Genomic DNA, 21,725 nt, shown 5'->3' with positions numbered 1-21,725 from the left:
GGATGACGGTATCGAATATCATTCGACGAATCAGGCATTGGCCTGCATCAATTCAATAAAGTGGTCAAACAGTTCACTGGCATCATGTGGACCAGGGCTTGCTTCCGGGTGACCCTGGAAACTAAACGCAGGTTTATCTTTACGACGAATCCCCTGCAGTGTTCCGTCAAACAACGATACGTGAGTCACTTCCAGGTTGTTTGGTAACTGTTTTTCGTCCACCGCAAAGCCATGGTTCTGACTGGTGATCATAACCCGCTTCGTTTTTAAGTCTTGTACGGGATGGTTCGCACCATGGTGGCCGAACTTCATTTTCATTGAACGCGCACCACTGGCGATGGCCAGCAATTGATGCCCAAGACAAATACCAAATATTGGAATGTCCTTATCCAGTAAGGTCTTGATTGCTGTAATAGCGTAGTCACAAGGCTCCGGGTCGCCAGGACCGTTCGACAAGAAAATACCGTCCGGGTTTAGCTTTAACACTTCTTCGGCCGTGGTCTGTGCCGGTACAACGGTAATTTTACAGTTTCTGTCTGCCAGCAAGCGTAAAATGTTGTGCTTACACCCATAATCGTATGCAACCACATGGTACTGACTTTGCTCAGGTTTAGTGTGTCCTTCGCCCAATTGCCAGCTACCACCAGACCAATCATAAGCTTTGTCACAGCAAACTTCTTTGGCAAGGTCCATGCCTTTTAATCCGGGAAACTTCTGCGCTAATTCCTGCGCTTTGTTTTCATCCAGTTCACCGACCATGATGCAGCCATTTTGAGCACCTTTCTCGCGCAATATGCGAGTTAAACGGCGCGTATCAATGTCCGCAATGCCTACCACATTATGACGTTGCAAATAGGCACTCAAGGTTTCCTCACTACGGAAGTTACTGGCTTTCATTGCCAAGTCTCTGATGATAAGACCTTTGGCCCAAACCTTGTCAGACTCTTCGTCTTCTGAGTTGGTGCCGGTATTGCCAATATGGGGATAAGTTAGAGTAACGATTTGTTCGGTATAAGATGGGTCGGTAAGAATTTCCTGGTAGCCTGTCATGGCCGTGTTAAAGACCACTTCGCCGACTGCGGAGCCTTCGGCTCCAATAGCGGTCCCGCGAAACACGGTCCCATCAGCAAGCACCAGAATCGCTCGTTTAGCGGATTGACTCGCTAGAATACTCAAGGGCAACCTCCGTACATAAAAAAACGGGTGAATCAATAATTTGACTTCCCCGTTTTGCGTCCTGAACCGCGCATTTTGCCAAATCACGCCAGCCTTCGGACTGATTCAGGCAAATTGCACTTATTCTACGAAATTTTACGAAAATCGTCCAGCAGTATTTATCGCTTAAGTAAGCGTTGCAGGATATCCTGCAAGTTAAGTGTGTCTTGCAGACTGAATAACCCAGGGCCTTGCTCTTTAAGCCATTTAGCAGCCCTTATAGCGCCCTCAGCAAAAATCTTACGGTTACTGACTCGATGACCAATTTCTACGCGCTCGCCGTCAACAGCCAGAGTCACCTGATGTTCACCGACAATATCCGCCGCCCGCATTACTGAAAAGCCTATCCCTTTCTCACTGCGCACACCATCAGTCCGGACACCATCATTCACTTCTTCCCAACGTTGTTCCCGACCTTTCGCTGCGGCTTGTCCCAAAGTAATCGCCGTTCCCGACGGGCCATCTTTTTTATGACGATGGTGTGCTTCAAAAATTTCGATGTCTGCATCGGGTAACGCGGCGCTGCTGAGCCCCACCAGTTGCTCAAGTAACGCTATGCCTATGCTGGTATTACTGGCATATAATACAGGCACCGTTTCAGCGGCCTGAGCCAGTCGCTCTTTCTGTTCGTCGTTCAAACCTGTGGTGCAAATGACTATGGGCAGTTGATACTGCTCAGCGAGCTTCAGGTTCTCAGTCAATGCTTCAGGTAGTGAGAAATCAATCAGGACGTCGATTTGATCGGGTTGCAGCTCCTCAGCACTGGTGAAGTGAACGGGTTCATTTTCCGTTGCACTTTTCCCGTAACTTGAGCTGTTTTTCCGGACTATTGCAGCGGCTAATTTCGCATCACTGTCAGTTGTTAATGCCTGAATGACAGCATTCCCCATTTTGCCGGAAGCTCCGAACACACCCACATTGATCATTATTTTGACTCCGTTGCTAAATGGGCCTGATCCTGCAACAGGTTTTCACTGCGTGCAACAACTCTGGAAACCATCATATCGCCAGTCACATTCGTCAGTGTTCTGGCCATATCGATTATTCGGTCAATAGCTGCGATAAAAGCAATACCTTCTAAAGGTAAACCAATAACATTCAGCGTTACGGTCAGCATCACTAAAGCGGTGCCTGGTACACCCGCAGTTCCTACTGACGCTAAAGTTGCCGTCAACATGATCAAGCCATAGTCCATCCACTCTAATGGTATTCCGTACAGCTGCGCAATAAAAATAGACGCAACGGCCGGATAAATACCACCGCAACCATCCATATTAATCGTTGCACCCAGTGGTAACACAAAGCTGGCATAGTCTTTAGAAACACCCAGCCTTTCGGTAACGGCCCGGTGCGCAGCAGGTAATGAACCAAACGAACTGCAGGTGGTAAAGGCGACAATCTGTGCATCGAATATCGCTTTGAAGAACTGCCAGGGGCTCATTCCCCCAGCGGTTCGGATCAAACCACCATAAACAACAATAATATGAATAAGACAGGCCAAATAAATAACCCCGACAAACTTAGCCAACGGCAGTAAAGTACTAAAACCATACTCACCGATAACCCAGGACATTAATCCAAATACGCCTATTGGAGTCAATTGTAAGACCATGCGAGTAATTTCATACATCACCTCTGCGCCAGACTTAATGGTCTTGCGCAAAGGCTCGCCCCGTTCTTTTAAACGCTGAATAGCAATACCGACCAATGCCGCAAATACCACAATTTGCAGAACGTTGCCTTCAGTCAGAGCGGCAAAAGGATTACTGGGCACAAAATTAAGGAACACCTGAGCAACACTCGGAATTTGTTTTTCTGCCTGCTCAGTGGCAGTCAGCGTCGTTGCTGGGCTCATATCAATTAAACTTGCCAGGGTTAAACCGATAGCGCTGGCTATAACCGCGGTAACCATAAACAAGCCAACGGTTTTGACTCCCAGTCGTCCAAGCTTTTTGCCGTCATTAAGATCAGTTATTGCACTAACAATTGCACAGAAAATAAGTGGCGCAACGAGCATTTTAATGGCTTTTATAAACAGGTCGCCAAGTGGTTTTAGTGCTACACCAACCTCAGGCGCCAACCCGCCTATCAACATGCCTAAGACAAAAGCGCCTAAAACGCGTTGCCAAAATGGAATTGCAAACCAAGCTTTAAACATAAAACCCCAGCAGCTTTAAAAAATGGCTGCTAGGGTAAATCGTTCATAGAAGTAACAAAAAGAACAAATTGGACTAGGTTATAACTTTTCGGGAGGTTAAGGGGAAACCTGCGAATCCCCTTAATTACTTCAGTCTTCGCTGTCTACAGAAGCCGGACGTACACAAGCGGGTTTGTTTCCTGCAGCACGAGCCGCTTCATACCTTTCCTGTAAAGAAGGAATTAAAGCTTCCAGATCTTTAATTCGGGTTTGCGGGTTCGGGTGCGTCGATAACAACTCAGGGGGAGACTCACCACCTGACGCTGCTTGCATATTGCGCCACAACTCAGGAGCCTGATCCAGTTTAAAACCGGCGTCTGCCATATATTCCATACCTAATTCGTCTGACTCAGATTCATGAGTACGCGAATAAGGCAACAGGATACCGACCTGAGCACCAACACCTAAAGCAGCCATCAATAAACCCGCTTCATTGCTATCAAGCTGCGTACTGGCAAGTATGCCCCCCAGTTGCAGCCCAAGCCCAACCATCATGTTGCTGGAAATCCGCTCATTACTGTGTTCAGCAATAACGTGACCAATTTCATGACCAATAACGGCGGCTAGTTGATGCTGATTTTCGGCAACTTCGATCAAACCGTCATAAACACCAATATAGCCACCCGGCAGAGCAAAGGCATTCACCGTTGGTTCCGCAAACACAGTGACCTGCCAATCCATTTGACTGTAATCACCGGGCAAGTTTTCAATTAACGCATCACTAATGCAACGAACATAAGCGTTGACCTCAGCATCCTCGTTAATCTTTTCCTCTTCCCGCATTTCCTTATAAGAGGCAGCCCCCATTTTGTTCAGTTCACTGTTAGAATAAAGCTGTAACTGAGAACGTCCCGTTGGAGATTCTGCACAACTCGCCAGTAAGACTAACGTACAAGCACTTAACGTTGTGGTTTTCCAATTCATTGACTGCCTCCGGTCTTTTTATGTCATGCACTTATATAGTGATAGACAATCTAACTGCGTAAGTCATCAAAAAATTGTTTTACGCCGTCAAAAAAGCCTTTTTCTTTGGGTCGGAATTTTGCGGCTTCATCACCCGTTCCCATTGAATCTTCAAGCTCTTGAAGCATATCACGCTGCTTGGACGACAAATTAACAGGCGTTTCAATCACAACTTTGCAGATTAAATCGCCTACTGCACCTGTCCGCACAGACTTAACGCCTTTACCGCGCAATCTGAAATGCTTGCCTGTCTGCGTTTCTTTCGGAACCTTAAGCTTCACTTTGCCATCAAGCGTCGGCACTTCGATATCACCGCCAAGAGCAGCTTTAGTGAAACTGACCGGCACCTCACAGAATAAGTTATTGCCATCACGAGCGAAGATAGGATGTTCACGAACATGAACCTGAACATACAGATCACCGGCAGGCGCTCCATGTTCACCCGCTTCACCTTCATTGGCTAAACGAATGCGGTCACCCGTATCGACACCCGATGGGATCTTAACCGATAAGGTTTTGGTTTCTTCCTTACGGCCCTGACCATGACAAGTACGGCAAGGATCACTGATAATCGTGCCTTTACCCCGACACTGCGGACAGGTTTGCTGTACTGCGAAAAAGCCTTGGCGCATTTGAATTTGACCGGCACCATGACAATGTCCACAAGTCTGCGGTTTACTGCCTTTTTTAGCGCCGCTGCCGCCACAGTCACCACATTCAACCAGCGTTGGAATCTCCAGCTCGACAGTCTTACCCCGAACCGCTTCTTCCAGCGACATATCCAGGTTGTAACGTAAGTCTGCTCCACGCTGAGCGCGTGCCTGCTGGCGTCTGCCACCACCAAAAATATCACCAAATACATCGCCAAAGATATCAGCAAAATCAGCACCACCGCCGAATCCACCTGCACCATGGCCACCGCCGCCCTGACGTGCTTGTTCGAAGGCTTCGTGCCCATATTGATCATACATCTGACGTTTTTGAGGATCGGAAAGGACTTCGTACGCCTGTTTAATTTCCTTAAACTTTATTTCCATCTCTTTATCACCCTTAGTTCTGTCGGGGTGATACTTCATAGCCATACGTTTGTAGGCTTTTTTAATGTCACGTTCGTTAGCGTCTTTTGATACGCCCAGAACCTGATAAAAATCTTGCGTCGCCATAATTCTTCGTCTTCTATCTATGCTGGTATGTCAGCCTGATACAAATACACGGGTATTACCTTGCGGCAACACCCGTGTGCTTTTGCGAAGTTGCCTTAATGCTTACTTCTTATCGTCGTCTTTAACTTCTTCAAATTCAGCATCAACGACATCGTCATCAGCTTTGGACGACTGCTGTTCGCCGCCAGCCGCACTTTCAGCTCCTTGCTGAGCTTGCTGCTGTTGAGCCGCTTCCATCAGCTTCTGCGACGCTTCCATCAGCGCTTGAGATTTTGCATCAATGGCTTCTTTATCACCATCTTTAGACGCTTGCTCAAGTTCTTCACAAGCTTTCTCAATCGCATCTTTGTCTTCCTGAGACAAGGCATCGCCAACTTCTTTCAGCTGGTTACGGGTTGCGTGAACCAAACCATCGGCTTGGTTACGTGCCTGAACCATTTCTTCAAATTTCTTATCTTCCTCAGCGTGAGCCTCGGCATCTTTAACCATTTTATCGACTTCAGACTCATCCAGACCAGAAGATGCTTTGATCGTAATCTTCTGCTCTTTACCTGTGTCTTTATCTTTGGCTGATACGTGCAGAATACCGTCCGCATCAATGTCAAAAGTGACTTCAATTTGTGGCACACCGCGAGCCGCTGCACGAATGCCTTCCAGGTTAAACTGACCCAGAGATTTGTTATCCCCTGCGCGTTTACGTTCACCCTGTATAACATGGATGGTTACTGCAGATTGATTGTCTTCAGCCGTTGAGAAGGTTTGCGATTCTTTGGTTGGAATCGTGGTGTTTTTCTCAATCAGTTTCGTCATTACGCCGCCCATGGTTTCAATACCCAGCGACAGAGGGCATACGTCTAACAGCAGCACGTCTTTAACGTCGCCCTGTAGAACACCCGCCTGAACCGCAGCACCAACGGCAACCGCTTCATCAGGGTTCACGTCGCGGCGTGGCTCTTTACCAAAGAAGTCCGTTACTGCAGCCTGTACTTTCGGCATACGAGTCTGACCACCGACCATGATGATATCCTGGATATCGCTAACAGACAGGTCAGCATCAGCTAATGCTTGTTTCAGTGGCTCAAGCGACTTCTTAATTAAGTCTTCAACCAGTGATTCCAGTTTCGCACGAGTCACTTTAATAGCCATGTGCTTAGGACCGGTGTTGTCTGCCGTAATGTAAGGCAGGTTAACTTCAGTCTGCTGCGCAGATGACAGTTCAATCTTCGCTTTCTCTGCCGCTTCTTTTAAGCGCTGCATAGCCAGCGGATCTTTACGCAGGTCAATGCCCTGGTCTTTTTCGAACTGCTCAACTAAGTAGTTAATCAAACGGTTATCGAAGTCCTCACCACCTAAGTGCGTATCACCGTTGGTCGCCAGTACTTCAAAAGTGTGCTCGCCTTCAACTTCATCAATTTCGATGATTGAGATATCGAACGTACCACCACCTAAGTCATACACAGCAATCACATTGTCGCCGGACTTCTTGTCCATACCGTACGCCAATGCAGCAGCTGTTGGCTCGTTAATAATACGTTTGACGTTAAGACCTGCAATTTTACCCGCGTCTTTGGTTGCCTGGCGCTGAGCATCGTTAAAGTATGCCGGTACGGTAATAACAGCATCAGTTACCGACTCACCCAAAAACTCTTCGGCGGTTTTCTTCATTTTCTTCAAAACTTCAGCAGAAATCTGTGGTGGTGCTTTCTTATCACCATCAATCTCTACCCATGCATCGCCATTGTCTGCCTTAACAATTTTGTAAGGCATGATACCGATGTCGCGTTGTACTTCTTCGTCTTGAAAGCGACGTCCTATTAAGCGCTTAATCGCAAACAAGGTTTTATTTGGGTTGGTTACTGCCTGACGTTTCGCCGGTGAACCTACCAAAATTTCGCCATCGTCAGTAAATGCAACTACTGACGGGGTTGTACGGTCGCCTTCGCCGTTTTCAATTACGCGAGCTTTGCCACCATCCAGTACAGCAACACAAGAGTTTGTTGTACCTAAATCAATACCAATCGTTTTACCCATGATTCGTCTCCAACTTCTAATTCATGTAATTTGTTTCGATACCCTTTATCTGGGGTGCCCATGTCTGAATTTCAATACCCAACAAGGGGATAATTTTCAATTTTGTTACGCTTTAGTGTCGACACCAGAGCTCGAGTTACGCGCAACCATCACCATCGCTGGGCGCAACAAGCGTCCATTCAGCTCGTAGCCTTTTTGCATAACTGCCATAATAGTGTTGTTCGGGTGGTCGTCCGACTCCTGCATCGACATAGCCTGATGCTGATCGGGATTAAAGGCTTCGCCTTCTTCGCCTATGGCTTTAACGCCGAATTTTTCAAGCGTTGAAGTTAAGCTTTTGTAGGTCAGCTCTATACCTTCCACAAAATTTTTGTTCGCTTCGTCTTCTTTATCAGCCAGCTGTAAAGCTCGCTCTAAGTTATCTACCGAAGTCAGTATCTCGTTAGCGAACTTTTCCAGCGCGAACTTATGTGCCTTTTCAACATCCTGACTAGCTCGGCGACGAACATTTTCCATTTCAGCCTGTGTGCGAAGCACCGAGTCACGCTGATCATTCACTTTTGCTTCAGCTTTACTCAGCGCAAGCTCTAGCTCAGCAATGCGATCGGTTTGCTCAGACGACTGACCTGCTGTTTCAGCCTCATCAGCAGTTACATCCTGCTGCAACGCATCTTCCGCCGCTTGCGCGGCTTCCTGCTCAGCTTTCTGCTGCTCTACTGTCGGTTCGTTAGCCGCTTCAGCTTTTTGTTTAGAATCGTTTTTGTCGGTCATAAGTGACTCTCTTTAACCAGTTTTAAATTGAGGTTGCCAAGTTAATGGGGGCAAGTTTTTTTCTTTCAAGGGGATTTCTCTCACTTGATAAATTTTCTTGCTCATCGTAGCGTAACCACACGACCGCATAAGGATCCTATGAATGAGTGCTTTTAAAAAAATTGGACTGCTTGGAAAAGCCAATGATCGTGGTACCCAGTTAACCTTAGAAACAATTACCACCGCTTTGATCCATCGCGGATTCAGTCTGTGCCTGGAGACCCGCACAGCCGAGCAGCTGACCTTACCAGAGCAAGTTGAAACACTCAGTCTTCAGGACTTAGGGGAATGGGCGGAAATTGCCATTGTCGTTGGCGGTGACGGCAATATGCTGGGGGCTGCCAGAGCCTTGTGCGAACACAACGTTGGTGTCATCGGTGTTAACCGGGGAAATTTAGGTTTTCTAACCGATCTGGATCCAGATGAAGTTATGACTCCCCTACTTGCCGTTTTAAACGGGGACTACCACGTTGAAGAACGCTTTCTGCTCTCAGCGGAAGTCATTAGTAACGGAGAATCATCAGGCACCGGCCGTGCAATTAATGAAATAGTCCTGCACTCAGACAAAGTCGCTCATATGATTGAGTTCGAACTTTATGTCGATGATCACTTTGTCTTCAGCCAACGCTCAGATGGATTAATCTGCGCAACACCAACAGGCTCCACCGCTTATTCACTCTCTGGTGGTGGCCCAATTTTACACCCCGGCCTTGACGCCATGACGCTGGTACCAATGTTCCCGCACACCTTAAGTAGTCGCCCTATCGTTGTTGACGGCAACAGTGAAGTCCGTCTTAAAGCCGCTTATGATAACGACTTACTTCAGATCAGTTGCGATGGTCACGCCCGAATGACGGTGCATCCCGGTGATGATGTCATTATTAAGAAATACGCTAAAACATTAAGAATGATTCATCCGATAGACCACAATTATTACCACGTATTGCGTAACAAACTGGGCTGGGGTAGCCGGCTTTTTTAATTCGCAAACTTGCATTTTACAAAGACTACTGTATAAATACTGTATAACCTGTACATATCAACAGTATTGGAGCGAAGGCTATGTTATCGCAATTAACTGTTCGCAACTTTGCCGTCGTTAAGTCTTTAGACATTGAATTTCATAACGGCATGACTGCCATCACCGGCGAAACGGGTGCCGGTAAATCAATAGCTTTAGATGCGCTAAGCCTATGTCTGGGCAGTAGAGCCGATGCAAACTGGGTCCGCCCGGGGCAAGAGAAAGCGGAAATCTCTGCCGTTTTTACACTTGCAGCCGACAGTCCCGCATACCAATGGTTAATAAGCAACGAATTTGATACCGATGAAGACTGCGTATTACGCCGGGTTATTCAGCGCGATGGCCGCTCTAAGGCCTGGATAAACGGAACCCCAGTTCCTTTAAGTCAGCAAAAATCTCTGGCTCCCTTGTTGGTTAACATCCACGGGCAGCACGAACACCAGCTGTTACTAAAAGAAGATCACCAGTTAAGTCTGTTGGACAGTTATGCTCGTCATCAGCATTTGCTGGATAAAGTCCAGGAAGATTATCGAAATTGGGCTTCTGTCGAAAAACAGTATCAACATTATCAACAACAAAAAGAAGAACTGGAGGCTCAGCGTCAGCTTCTTGAGTATCAAGTCAATGAATTAAATGAGTTTGCCCTGACTGATGGTGAGTTTGAGGAACTGGATCAAAAACACAAGCGTTTGAGCAACAGTAAAGTTTTGCTTGAGGCGGGCGTATTTGCTTTAAACGCACTTTATGAAGGCGAACATAATAATGCAGCCGGCTTGGTTCAGTCAGCAAGCCAAAGGCTTGAGGAAGCTGCAGAAATGGACACTGCACTCACCCCCATTAATCAGTTACTGCAACAAGCCAAAGTACATATTGAAGAAGCGGCTCTGGAATTAAGGCAATATCAGGATGACCTGGAGCTAGACCCCGGCGAACTCCAAATAGTTGAAGAACGTTTAAGTACCGCTATTAACCTTGCTAAAAAACATCAAATACCTGGTGCAGAGTTAAGTCAGCAGCACAAAAAGCTTATCTCTGAATTAAATAGTCTGGAGCAAGCCGGCGAGCACGCAGAGCAACTTGATGAGGAAAGACAGCAAGCCCGTAAAACCTATCGGGATAGCGCGCAGAAGCTGTCCAATAGTCGCGAACAGGCGGCAAAAGAATTGAGCCAGAAAATCAGCCAGTCTATGCATGAACTTAATATGCCGCACGGGCGTTTCGTCATTCAGGTAGAGCATGATGCCAGCGCACGGGCGACTCGCTTAGGTACAGATCAGGTCGACTTTCTCGTAACAACGAACCCCGGGCAACCAATACAGTCGTTGAATAAAGTCGCCTCTGGCGGTGAACTTTCAAGAATAAGCCTTGCCATACAGGTCATGACGGCGACTCAGAAAACGGTACCCACCATGATGTTTGATGAAGTTGATGTTGGTGTCAGTGGGCCTACAGCAGCTATCGTCGGCTCTATGCTTCAAAAGCTGGGGAAAACGTCACAAGTTATTTGTGTCACTCATTTACCTCAGGTTGCTGCAAAAGCTCACCACCAGCTACAGGTGAGTAAGACAACAGATGGTGCGGAGACAGAGACGGCGGTTACAGCATTATCAAATGAGCAGCGAGTTATTGAATTGGCACGGCTACTCGGTGGCGACAAAGTGACTGACATGGCAAAAGCGAATGCTAAAGAGTTACTCGCCAGTTAAATTCGTTCTATGCTGGCGTTCGATGAAGTCATTGTTTATCATCAACGCCAATACAATCAATTATGATTAATTTTAATAGGTATTTCATGTCAAGATTTGTAGTTTTGCTGGTTGCCATTATTGGCTTAAGTGGCTGTTCGTTGCTCGATAAAATGGTATATCGTATTGATATTCCCCAGGGAAATTATCTGGAGCAAGAAGATGTCGATAAATTACGCGTAGGAATGACCGAAGAACAAGTTATTTTCGTATTAGGAAACCCAGTTGCTGAGAACAGTTTTGATTCTGACCGTTGGGTATATCTCTACAATATGGATCCAAATTCTGGCAAAGATTTCCGCAAAGAATTGGTATTAACCTTTAACAACAAGCAGCTGCAGGATTTTAAAGGTGATTTTGATAAACCAGAAAACTTTGAGCAGCCACTGGATCAATAACTCGATTTAAAATTCATATCAGGGAGAATTATGGCGAACTCTTCACTCACTGATGAGGTCGTCCGTGTTGTCCGCAGTTCTGGAGACAAACGAGACTATCAACACCTGACACTGTCCAACCAACTTAAGGTGTTGTTGGTTCATTGTCCTGATAGCCCCAAAGCTGCGGCTTCTGTCGCCGTCAACGCCGGTCACTTCGATGATCCAGACCATACTCAAGGGTTAGCCCACTTTCTGGAACACATGCTATTTTTAGGCAGCCGAGCCTTCCCTGAGCCCTCTGCTTTTGGCCACTTTCTCAACTTGCATGGTGGGCAGCACAACGCCTGGACAGGTACTGAGTTTTCTAACTTTCATTTTGATTGCAATGCTAACGCCTTATCACGTTCGTTAGAGTTTTTTGCCTCAATGTTGAAAGAGCCGTTACTGTCCGATAACTGGATAGATAAAGAAATTCAGTCAATTGAGTCTGAATTCCGTTTAAAGCAAAATGATGAGCTCCGTCGTCTTTATCAGGTTCATAAAGTTACGGCTAACCCTGAACATCCGTTTAGCCAGTTTTCCGTAGGTAACCTGAATACACTCAAAAATGACAAGCACGGCAGTTTAAAAAGTAAACTGAAAGCCTTTTTTAACGAACATTATGTTGCTCAAAGAATGCGTCTGGTCATTGCCGGACCGCAGTCGCTTGATGAGCTAACTCGGCTAGCGCAACAATACTTTTCTGATATTAAGCAGGAAAGCGGCCCCAAAGAGCTAATTACAGCTCCTCTTTATCTTAATGAGCAGAAAGGTGTATGGATTAAAGTAAAGCCTATCAAGGTAGCCTACCGGCTTATTCTGACCTTGCCTTTACCCAGTATTGACGAAGATTACCCTCATAAGACCACCAGTTTTATCGCTCACTTATTGGGTTACGAAGGTCCTGGAAGCCTGTTTAATGCGTTACGTTCAAAAGGCTGGGTTAACTCTCTGTCTGCTGGTGGCGGAATCAGCGGCAGCAACTTTAAAGATTTTAATATTAACTTACAGCTGACAAGCTCTGGCCGCCGTAATGCCAGTAATATAGTGCAATGGATTTTTGCGTACATTCGAAAAATAGAAACGGAAGGTGTTATTGACTGGCGCTATGAAGAGCGCCGTATAACAACGGAAATGAGCTTTCTTTATCAGGAGCCCACTCCGGTTGGCGAATTGGCTAATCAGCTCTCCGTTAACGCTTTTCATTATAAACAGGAAGATGCGCTCTACGGTGATTACCGTATGGACGGATTGAATCACGTCTACGCAAAGCGGTTATTGCAAGAAATGACGGCACAAAATGCCCGTATTACCTTAGTTGCTCCTGATGTTGAGACTGATCGGGTCGCACCTATTTATAATACAGAGTACGCCATAGAAGCAATTAGTCAGCTTCAGCACCAGCTGTTTTCATCAACGCCCGAAAACTTTTGCTGCGGATTACCCAAACCTAACCGTTTCCTTAACTCGCGATTTGCTCCATTAGAGCTGGAAGCCGGTGGTTCCCTGCCAAACTTGATTGAAGATAGCCCTCAACTCCAGTTATGGCACTTACAGGATCGTGACTTCAGAGTTCCTAAAGGGCATATTTATCTTTCATTAAAATTACCGGCCGTCACCAACTCGGCCTTTAACTTTGCCATTGCCCGCTTATGGTCCGAGTTAATGATAGACGCCTTAAATGATGACCTTTACGATGCAGAAGTCGCCGGGTTACATTTTAATATATACCCAACCCAAAGCGGCATTACCATTCATACAACGGGCTTGTCGGCAGGGCAAATTCCTTTGATGCAGCACCTTATTGAGCGCGCTTTAAAAACGCGTTTTGCAAGGCGCAGATGGCACGATCTTAAGCAGAGCCTTTTAAGTAACTGGCACTCCGCCCATCAGAACCAACCTTTGAATAAACTCTTTGCTGAGCTCAACCAGCAACTGCAATTCGGTTTGTTCAGGCTGCGCGATTTAGCCTGTGAGCTAGAGCCGCTCTCTTTTCGTCAATTTACGGTAGAAATCGCTAAGTTATTCTCCCCTGTTCATGTTACCGCGTTTGCACACGGCGACTGGAAGAGAGAGAACGCTTTACAGCTTGGGCAGCTTATTAAGTCTAATTTACCTAGTTCGAGAAGTGCTTCGATTAAGCGGGCTCCCATAAAGCGAATACGGGACTTTGTTTCGCAGCAACTCTTAGTCCCTTCTGAGCACTCAGATACTGCCCTGCTTCTTTACTACCAGGGGAGAGATGACACATCAATGGAACAAATCAGTTTCATGCTTTTACAGCAACTGATTCACCAACCTGTATTCCAGGAACTAAGAACAGAGCGTCAACTTGGTTATGTTGCAGGCAGTCAGTATTTCCCGGTACAACGGTTGCCCGGTATTCTCTTTTTCTTACAGTCACACGAATACAGTGCCGATGAAATTTACCAGGCAATGCAAGAGGTTATCGCTCAACAGCTGGAAGTCCTTCATAATTTAACGTTAAAAGAATGGCATCACGCAAAATCAGTACTGAGACAACAAATACGAACTATCGATCGAAATTTACGCGTGCGCAGCCAAAGACTCTGGGGGGCAATTCAACTTGCAGATACTGAGTTTAACCGTCAACAGGAGTTATTATCAGCCTTGGAGCACTGTCAGTTAGTCGAGTGGCTCGAGAGAATAAAAGAACGTCTAAGTGACAAAACGCAACTACTGAGACTTCAAACCTAAGCTTAGAGCGAGTAGAATAGCCTTTGACAGTAAGTTGCTCTCTCGTTATCTTAACGATATATTAACAATAAAGAGCTACTTAAGTAGCCACTCATTAGGTTTCTCGTGATCTTTACTTTTTCTATCAGAACATTACGCTCTGCGTTTTTGCTATGCTTTTTGTTATTACAAAGCTATAGCCCTAATGTTTCTGCACAAGAAATCCCTGACGATCTTACCGTTAAACAATGGTCTTTTTCAGACGGCTTACCTGATAATCATATCTATGATAGTGCTGAAGGCCCCAATGGTTTTTTATGGATTGCAACTGAAGAAGGTCTAAGCCGCTTTGACGGCACTCAATTTTATAATTACTCAACAAGCAATGAATCAACAACGAATGTACTATCGGTTAGCATAAAACAGCTTTTCTTTGATAAATCAGAGTCTCTTTGGCTGAACTCAGAGAAAGGACTGGCTCGACTGTCATTAGAGTCCTTTACACCAGAGGTATTTAAACTCCCCGGGTATAAATCAGCGACTCAGTCAGATATCAGTTCGATATCAGAAGATAAAAATGGTCGTTTACTCGTTGCAACCGAACGGTTTATTTACCGCTATAATGCGCAGGCTAATAAGTTTGAACAGCTCAACTTAACTTATAACGCTGAGCCCATTGAGCAGGTTAACTACATCTATTCCGGCAAGCATTGGTATTGGTTAAGTACTGAAGAAGACGGTGTATTCGTTTGGGATGGCTTCTCCAGAGAAGTCTTTTCCCTCAATAAGCAAAATCCTATAACGGAACAAATTCCCGGAAACGAGCTATACTCTGCGTTGCGCTATCAGCAGCAACTCTGGTTGGTAACCAACGTTGGTCTGGTCATATTGAATGACGATTTTCGTTTAGAGCCAATCCCAAATTATCTCAGTGAGTTAAGCGATATCATTAGTATGCGTTTATCAGCCAGTGATGGGATATTGTTCAGCTCAAAGCAGGGTCTTTACAAACTGTCTAATGAGAAGCTCACTAAGTTGCATGATATTCCCACCACAAAGACCACCCAAATTGCACGGGGAGACATTTTTTCTATATCCAGACATTCAGGACTTTTTCAAATAGAAAGTCCCTTTGCTCCTTCTGTGTTAGCACATACCTCCCGACATACAGCGACAACTGAGAACATTGGTTCACCTAAACTGATGCAGCAGGTTACGGCGTCAACCGAAGACAAGAATGGTAACTGGTGGCTGGCGACTAATTTAGGTGTATTGTTTTATGACACACGGGAGAAAGAAATTTCTGAACTCCATCATTACCCAAACGCAAGCGTTCAAGTCGCAGAGATAGAGCTTTTTGCGAACTACTTGTATGTTCTGACCACTGAAACTAAAGCGGTTTACCGATATGACATCCTGGAGAAAAATTGGGGGCAACTTAATGTTGCTAAGCTGTCTTCTCAACCGGCCAGATTAACTCATTTTGGCAAGTCACTGTGGCTGCATACGCAAACAGAAGCAATAGAGATAAATGAATTTGGCCAGGTTTCGGGTAAACAACTTATTCTAGAAAGTCGTCCACTTTTCCCACACCCGATACATATTGATGTCAAAAAAGTAAATGAAAATAGCTACTTAAATAAGTTCAGCCTGCCATTTTCCAGAGCAAATGAGTATCTTTCTTATCGGTACAAATTAAACAGCGACGAAACTGCGTGGCAGTATCTCGAACAAGGTCAGGATTTTGTACAGCTTTCGTCTCTTCCCTCGGGCAGCCATAGGTTTGAAGTGCAGACGTCTTATGACGGAAGCAACTGGTCTCCTTCCGCTTTTAAACAACTCAACGTAATGACTCCGCTTTGGCAGAGTCCTATTGCCTGGGGAGCTTATATAACGGCCATTCTGATGGGCTTAGTCATTTATTGGTTAGTCCGTCGCCAACGCCAGTTGGTATTAGAACAAACGCTTACTCAATACAAAAGGCAAGCACAGGGACTACAGTCCAGCAACTATCAATGCTGGGAGTGGAATTTAAATTCTGGTGAGCTCGTTCGCCAGAACATTTGGCAAAGTTGCCCTGCATTCCCCATTGATGGCAAGCGAATTGGCTTTTCCGGCGGTAAATCAAATATTCACTCTGAAGACATACAACGCTTACAAAGTAGTCTTGATGATCACCTACAAGGAAAATCAGAGATATTCGAATGCACCTACCGACTCGATAATCAGGGAAGCTGGCTTTGGGTAATGGACCGGGGACAATTGCAGAGCGACGGTCAAAATAAAGTTATGTATGGCACCTTAAGCGATATAAGCAACCTGGTTAGCTCCGAAGAGCGCATTAATATGCTGGCTTCATCAATTACCAATATTTCTGACGGCATTTGTATTTTTGACCGCTTCTTCCGTAAGCGCGAGGTCAATAACGCGTTCGAGCGTATTAGTGGCTTTCAGCGTGAGCAAGTCTTGGGGCAAGTATTAACTCTACCCTGCTACCCTGAAAGTTTTGTGAATCAAATAAAGCGTGCCGTAATAAAAGATGGAACCTGGCGTGGTGAAATTACCGACTTGAAAGCGAATGGTGGAGAGTTCCTAATGGAGCTTACTCTGGACGCCGTTCGCGATGATAACGGTGAAGTATCTCTGATTGTTGCCAGTTTCTCTGATATTTCTGAAAGACGACATACTGAAAATGAACTGCGTCGTCTTTCTAATACAGACACTTTGACCGGTTTACCGAACCGCTCCTATTTTCAGGTCAGCCACTCTAACCTGGTTCGGAAAAAAGTCTCTCATACCTTGTTACTCTTTGATCTGGATGATTTCAAAAAGATTAACGACTCTTTAGGCCATGAAATAGGTGATGAGCTTTTATGTCAGGTTGCTGAACGATTAATGGATATTGGTCGCAGACAGGACACGCTTTATCGTTTAGGCGGTGATGAATTTGGTCTCCTCATTGAAGACAGTATCGATATTAATCTAATTGGCGACTTGGGTAATCAAATAAATCTTAAGGTAGCAGAGCCCTATTTAATTCAGGGCCAGGAAATTGTCATAGGCAGTTCAATTGGTATTGTTCTTTACCCCCACGACGGGCAGACGTCACAGGAGCTTTTACAGAAAGCCGATATGGCCATGTACCACGCCAAGCAGCGTGGCGGAAACTGCTATCAGTTCTTTAGTCAGTCAATGAACGAAAATGCGGTTAAACGACTTAAGCTGGAGAACGAACTGAGAGCGGCATTAAAAGCCAATAATATTCGAGTGTATTACCAACCTAAAATTGAAATCAGTTCCGGTCACATTGCCGGCCTTGAGGCCCTGGCCCGCATTGAAAGTAGTGACGGCTCTATGATTAACCCAGCGGAGTTTATTCCGTTAGCTGAGGAAACCGGGCTTATAATTCCTTTGGGCGAGGATGTTTTACGTCAGTCCTGCCGTGATATGAAAAAGTTCATGACTTACCCGGGCTCACCAAAAAGTATTGCAATCAATTTGTCAGCTCGTCAGTTCATGCAGTCCAGTCTGGCGCTTCAAATTGAGCAAATTTTGCGAGAAGAAGACTTACACCCTCGTCATGTTGAATTCGAAGTCACGGAAGGCATGGTAATGAGTGACCCTGAACGCGCAATTACGATGATGGAGAACTTATCCGATATGGGCGTCAAACTGGCACTGGATGACTTCGGAACAGGTTATTCGTCGCTGTCTTACCTAAAGCGTTTCCCAATGAACAGCCTTAAGGTGGACAAGGCCTTTGTCGATGACATTACTATTAACGACAAAGACCGTAATATGGTTGCTTCTATCATCGCTATGGCACATAACCTGGGGTTAAAAGTGGTTGCAGAAGGGGTTGAAACAAAAGCTCAGTTGCAGACATTAAAAAGCCTCAAATGCGAATACATTCAAGGCTTTTATTATGCGAAGCCTATGCCGGCTGACGCATTAATTGAATTTATTGAGCAGCACAACAACATTGCTGCTCAGGTATAATTCTCAGCTTGGTTCTATCCGTTACTGATAAAAATTCCAGCCGTTCTCTACCATCTGTTTAAGTAAAGGTGCCGGGGTGTATCGCTCACCTCTTTCCGAGGCTAGCTTCTCCAGCTTGTTCACTATTGTTTCAAGACCCTGACTGTCCATATAACGGAAAGGACCGCCCAGGAAAGGTGGGAACCCGATGCCAAAAATTGCACCAATGTCACCGTCACGCGGACTGCGGATGATCTCTTCCTGCAGGCAGTAAGCCGCCTCATTCAGCATCGGTAGCAAGCAAATATCAATAATTTCATCAGTTGACTTACTTTGTTTAGGGTCGATATCTAACAAAGAATAAACTGACGTATCCACCGGTTTGCCTTTCACTCCCTTACCGTATTGATAAAAGCCTTTTTGATTCTTCTTGCCCTTACGGTCGTCATCAATCAGCTTGTCAAAAGCATCAGGGGCTTCAAAGCGATCGCCCAGTTCTTTCACCAAAACTGGCGCCACTTTTGCCGCAACGTCGATACCCACTTCATCAAGTAAAGTGATAGGGCCTACCGGAAAACCAAATTTCACCAGGGTTTTATCCAGGTGCTCAATAGGTTCGCCAGCTAACAGCAGGCGCGCCGCTTCGTTCATGTATGGCGCCAGAATACGGTTAACGTAGAACCCGGCACCGTCTTTTACCACAATAGGTGTTTTCCCCTGCTTTTTAGCCAAGGATACTGTGGTGGCAATGGTTTTATCCGATGTACCTGAGTGCGTAATGATTTCTGCCAATGGCATTTTATCCACCGGAGAAAAATAGTGAAGACCAATTACCTGCTCTGGGCGCTTCGCCGTAGCGGCTATTTGGGTAATAGGCAGCGAGCTGGTATTGGTTGCAAAAATAGTCGACTCAGCGGCGTGCTCTTCCACGTCAGCAACCATCTTTTGCTTCAGGTTAAGATCTTCAAAAACCGCTTCAATAACCACATCGGTGCGCTCAAACCCGCTATAGTCTATTGAGCCACTCAACATCAACATAGTCTTTTCAAGCTCTGCACGGCGCATATGACGGCGCTTAACCTTCTTATTCAGGCGCTCATAGCTGTAGTGTAAAGCGTTGCTAATTCCGTCTTCGCTAATGTCTTTTATGCGCGCCGGAATACCCGCTTTAGCCGCGGTGACATAAGCAATACCTCCACCCATTAAACCACCGCCTAAGACACCAACTCGTTTTACCGAATCAGGCTCAACGCCGTCTGCGCCGGTTTCCTTCTTCATTTCTGTTGTAGCAAAGAAAATCTGACGCAGTTGATAAGACTCCGGTGTCATTGCCAACTCACCAAAGCTACGGGCTTCCTTGTCTAAACCGGCTTCACGACCGCGCTCAACACCTTCGCGAACTGTCTGAATGATCTTATCAATTGCCGGGTAGTTGCCGTGAGCTTTCTTCTGAGCTTGCTCACCAGCCTTTTTAAAGATAATGTCACGACCAAACCGAGTGGCCTCTAATACCTTACTCATGCCTTTAAGCGGCGGCTTCGTCGACTTAGGCTTGCGCTTCAGCGCGTGCTCTACGGCCACATCTAAAAGAATACTTTGTGGGACAACTTCCGCCACCAGACCAGCTTTTTTAGCCTGCTTAGCACGCAGCTCCTTACCAGTCAGTATCATGGTCAGTCCTTGCTGAACACCAACCAATTCCGGTAGTCGCTGGGTACCACCGCTGCCCGGCAGCAAGCCTAATTTGACTTCAGGCAGACCTAACGCCGTTTTGCTGTTATCAGTACAAATTCGCACATGACATGCCATGGCTAACTCGAGCCCGCCGCCTAAGCAAGCTCCGTTGATTGCTGCAACCACAGGTACATTCAACTGCTCAATACGATCGAACATAGCCTGCCCTTTTCTTGCCAGACTCTCTGCATCTACCGCATTTTCGCAGCCATCTATCATGTTAATATCAGCGCCAGCAATAAAAGAGCCGGGCTTGCCACTAATAAACACAACGCCTTTCACTGAATCATCGCTCTCTAAGCGATTCATCAAACTACCAACTTCTTCTGCAAATGAGTCTTTTAAGGTATTCATTGACTCACCAGGGACGTCTATTGTAACTACTGCAACTCCGTCGTCCCTCACTTCCATAGTGAATGCTTTATCCTGACTCATTATTCTGTCTCCACAATCATTGCTGCACCTAAACCACCAGCGGCACATGCTGTCGTTAAACCAACACCTCCACCGCGACGGCGCAATTCATTCAAAGTTTGCGTGATCATTCTGGTACCGGTGGCGGCAAATGGATGACCATAAGCAATGGAGCCGCCCAGCACGTTAAATTTATCCATATCGATTTCACCAATGGCTTTATCACGACCCAGCTTATCTTTCGCAAACTTGTCGCTCGCAAACATTTTCATGTTCGCCAAGGTTTGCGCTGCGAACGCTTCATGCATATCGATAAGATCCAAGTCGTTAAGCGTCATGCCTGCACGGTCAAGCGCAACCGGTGTTGAATAGGACGGTCCCATCAGCATATCTTCTTCAACCTGCAAAGCGGCAAAAGCGTAGCTGCGTAAATAGCCCAACACTGGTAAACCAAGCTCTTTAGCCCGGCTTTCAGTCATCATCAGGACTGCTGAAGCACCATCCGTTAAAGGTGTGCTGTTTGCGGCAGTTACTGACCCATGCTTGCGATCAAACACCGGTTTCAATTTAGCCAGTTTATCGACCTGACTTTCGCCACGAATATTATTATCGCGACTTAAATGCTTTTTATAAGGCTCAGGGTAAGCAGTCATCACTTCGTCACTTAACCAGCCAGCCTCCCAGGCAGCATGAGCTTTTTGGTGAGACCTTACCGTTAGCTCATCTTGGTCTGCGCGGCTAATATTATGCGTTTTTGCCATTTGCTCCGCAGTATCCCCCATACTAAGGCCGGTACTGTATTCAGCAATAGCAGGTGGTACGGGTAACAAATCTTTAAAGCCCAGACGCTTCAGGATAGACAACCGCTGCCCCAGAGTTTTCGCTTTGTTCAAATCAACCAAAGCTCTGGCCAGACGTTTGCTCACGCCAATAGGTAATACAGACGACGAGTCCGCACCACCAGCTATACCACCACGGATATGTCCAACGACCATTGCTTCAGCAATATTTACCGCAGATTGAAAACTCGTAGCGCAAGCTCGGGAGATACTATAAGCGTCTGTCTTCACCGGTAAACTTGTACCGAGCACAATTTCACGCGCAATGTTAGGAGCTTCAGGCATCTGGACCACTTGTCCAAATACCAGTTGCTCAACCCATTCAGCTTCAATGCCGGTTTTATTGACAAGTTCCTGAACCACCATCTTTCCAAGATCGACGGCCGGAACCCCATGAAAATCTGTTGCCTGCTTAGCAAATGGCGTTCTTAAGCCTGCTACAAAGGCAATTCGTTCACCATTAACGGTTAGCAAGCGTTGCGCTGCTGTCATAATAATT

The 21,725-nt window shown here is 46.0% G+C and carries 14 protein-coding genes; 5 read left to right on the top strand and 9 right to left on the bottom strand.

The genetic code is table 11. The features are described from left to right. Nucleotides 1-30: 30 nt before the first annotated feature. The 7 genes from carA to grpE form a co-directional block, all read right to left on the bottom strand. Complete coding sequence (gene carA, locus ACP7FG_RS06790) at nucleotides 31-1,176, bottom strand: glutamine-hydrolyzing carbamoyl-phosphate synthase small subunit (protein ID WP_439225919.1); 1,146 nt, start codon at nucleotides 1,174-1,176, stop codon at nucleotides 31-33. A 158-nt stretch (nucleotides 1,177-1,334) separates the two neighbouring features. Then, nucleotides 1,335-2,141: a 4-hydroxy-tetrahydrodipicolinate reductase gene (dapB, locus tag ACP7FG_RS06785; protein WP_439225917.1), complete on the bottom strand. Its 807-nt coding sequence runs from the start codon at nucleotides 2,139-2,141 to the stop codon at nucleotides 1,335-1,337. After that, on the bottom strand, nucleotides 2,141-3,373 hold the full coding sequence (locus tag ACP7FG_RS06780; RefSeq protein WP_439225916.1) for a dicarboxylate/amino acid:cation symporter: 1,233 nt from the start codon (nucleotides 3,371-3,373) through the stop codon (nucleotides 2,141-2,143). Before ACP7FG_RS06780 ends, dapB begins: the two co-directional genes overlap by 1 nt. A 129-nt stretch (nucleotides 3,374-3,502) precedes the next feature. Beyond that, nucleotides 3,503-4,336, bottom strand: a complete 834-nt coding sequence (locus tag ACP7FG_RS06775) for a M48 family metallopeptidase (RefSeq protein WP_054487030.1) — start codon at nucleotides 4,334-4,336, stop codon at nucleotides 3,503-3,505. A gap of 50 nt (nucleotides 4,337-4,386) precedes the next feature. After that, the gene (dnaJ, locus tag ACP7FG_RS06770; RefSeq protein WP_054487028.1) at nucleotides 4,387-5,538 is read right to left on the bottom strand and encodes a molecular chaperone DnaJ; all 1,152 of its coding nucleotides are present in this window, start codon (nucleotides 5,536-5,538) and stop codon (nucleotides 4,387-4,389) included. Between the two features lie 102 nt (nucleotides 5,539-5,640). Further along, nucleotides 5,641-7,569, bottom strand: a complete 1,929-nt coding sequence (gene dnaK, locus ACP7FG_RS06765) for a molecular chaperone DnaK (RefSeq protein WP_199494420.1) — start codon at nucleotides 7,567-7,569, stop codon at nucleotides 5,641-5,643. 105 nt (nucleotides 7,570-7,674) lie between these two features. Next, nucleotides 7,675-8,340, bottom strand: a complete 666-nt coding sequence (gene grpE, locus ACP7FG_RS06760; RefSeq protein WP_199494419.1) for a nucleotide exchange factor GrpE — start codon at nucleotides 8,338-8,340, stop codon at nucleotides 7,675-7,677. Nucleotides 8,341-8,482: 142 nt separating this feature from the next. Here grpE and nadK point away from each other — a divergent pair, with 142 nt between their 5' ends. The 5 genes from nadK to ACP7FG_RS06735 all read left to right on the top strand — a co-directional run bounded on the left by nadK (nucleotide 8,483) and on the right by ACP7FG_RS06735 (nucleotide 18,260). Further along, nucleotides 8,483-9,361 (top strand): NAD(+) kinase, encoded by an 879-nt coding sequence (gene nadK, locus ACP7FG_RS06755; RefSeq protein ID WP_199494418.1) that lies wholly within the window; start codon nucleotides 8,483-8,485, stop codon nucleotides 9,359-9,361. An 80-nt stretch (nucleotides 9,362-9,441) separates the two neighbouring features. Then, the gene (gene recN, locus ACP7FG_RS06750) at nucleotides 9,442-11,106 is read left to right on the top strand and encodes a DNA repair protein RecN (RefSeq protein WP_224798018.1); all 1,665 of its coding nucleotides are present in this window, start codon (nucleotides 9,442-9,444) and stop codon (nucleotides 11,104-11,106) included. Nucleotides 11,107-11,192: 86 nt separating this feature from the next. Then, a complete protein-coding gene (locus tag ACP7FG_RS06745; protein ID WP_439225915.1) occupies nucleotides 11,193-11,543 on the top strand; it encodes an outer membrane protein assembly factor BamE in 351 nt (116 codons plus the stop codon). A gap of 30 nt (nucleotides 11,544-11,573) precedes the next feature. After that, the gene (locus ACP7FG_RS06740; RefSeq protein ID WP_439225914.1) at nucleotides 11,574-14,282 is read left to right on the top strand and encodes an insulinase family protein; all 2,709 of its coding nucleotides are present in this window, start codon (nucleotides 11,574-11,576) and stop codon (nucleotides 14,280-14,282) included. Nucleotides 14,283-14,387: 105 nt separating this feature from the next. Further along, on the top strand, nucleotides 14,388-18,260 hold the full coding sequence (locus tag ACP7FG_RS06735) for an EAL domain-containing protein (RefSeq protein WP_439225913.1): 3,873 nt from the start codon (nucleotides 14,388-14,390) through the stop codon (nucleotides 18,258-18,260). 21 nt (nucleotides 18,261-18,281) lie between these two features. Here ACP7FG_RS06735 and fadJ read toward each other — a convergent pair whose 3' ends face one another. Together fadJ and fadI are read right to left on the bottom strand one after the other, a co-directional pair. Continuing rightward, nucleotides 18,282-20,408, bottom strand: a complete 2,127-nt coding sequence (gene fadJ, locus ACP7FG_RS06730) for a fatty acid oxidation complex subunit alpha FadJ (RefSeq protein WP_439225912.1) — start codon at nucleotides 20,406-20,408, stop codon at nucleotides 18,282-18,284. Then, nucleotides 20,408-21,718 (bottom strand): acetyl-CoA C-acyltransferase FadI, encoded by a 1,311-nt coding sequence (gene fadI, locus ACP7FG_RS06725; RefSeq protein WP_054487011.1) that lies wholly within the window; start codon nucleotides 21,716-21,718, stop codon nucleotides 20,408-20,410. Before fadI ends, fadJ begins: the two co-directional genes overlap by 1 nt. Nucleotides 21,719-21,725 lie beyond the last annotated feature (7 nt).

Source organism: Idiomarina sp. ST10R2A5 (assembly GCF_051842325.1).
In the GTDB taxonomy this organism is placed as follows: Bacteria; Pseudomonadota; Gammaproteobacteria; order Enterobacterales; family Alteromonadaceae; genus Idiomarina; species Idiomarina abyssalis.
Note: the sequence above shows the minus strand (reverse complement) of the source record. Positions and strands in the feature narration are given on the sequence as shown.

Bases quoted from the DNA above. Each gene is read 5' to 3' on its own strand.
- fadI (WP_054487011.1), bottom strand. From the start codon at position 21,718: ATGACAGCAGCGCAACGCTTGCTAACCGTTAATGGTGAACGAATTGCC.
- ACP7FG_RS06775 (WP_054487030.1), bottom strand. From the start codon at position 4,336: ATGAATTGGAAAACCACAACGTTAAGTGCTTGTACGTTAGTCTTACTG.
- ACP7FG_RS06745 (WP_439225915.1), top strand. From the start codon at position 11,193: ATGTCAAGATTTGTAGTTTTGCTGGTTGCCATTATTGGCTTAAGTGGC.
- grpE (WP_199494419.1), bottom strand. From the start codon at position 8,340: ATGACCGACAAAAACGATTCTAAACAAAAAGCTGAAGCGGCTAACGAA.
- ACP7FG_RS06780 (WP_439225916.1), bottom strand. From the start codon at position 3,373: ATGTTTAAAGCTTGGTTTGCAATTCCATTTTGGCAACGCGTTTTAGGC.
- dapB (WP_439225917.1), bottom strand. From the start codon at position 2,141: ATGATCAATGTGGGTGTGTTCGGAGCTTCCGGCAAAATGGGGAATGCT.
- nadK (WP_199494418.1), top strand. From the start codon at position 8,483: ATGAGTGCTTTTAAAAAAATTGGACTGCTTGGAAAAGCCAATGATCGT.
- dnaJ (WP_054487028.1), bottom strand. From the start codon at position 5,538: ATGGCGACGCAAGATTTTTATCAGGTTCTGGGCGTATCAAAAGACGCT.
- fadJ (WP_439225912.1), bottom strand. From the start codon at position 20,408: ATGAGTCAGGATAAAGCATTCACTATGGAAGTGAGGGACGACGGAGTT.
- dnaK (WP_199494420.1), bottom strand. From the start codon at position 7,569: ATGGGTAAAACGATTGGTATTGATTTAGGTACAACAAACTCTTGTGTT.
- ACP7FG_RS06740 (WP_439225914.1), top strand. From the start codon at position 11,574: ATGGCGAACTCTTCACTCACTGATGAGGTCGTCCGTGTTGTCCGCAGT.
- recN (WP_224798018.1), top strand. From the start codon at position 9,442: ATGTTATCGCAATTAACTGTTCGCAACTTTGCCGTCGTTAAGTCTTTA.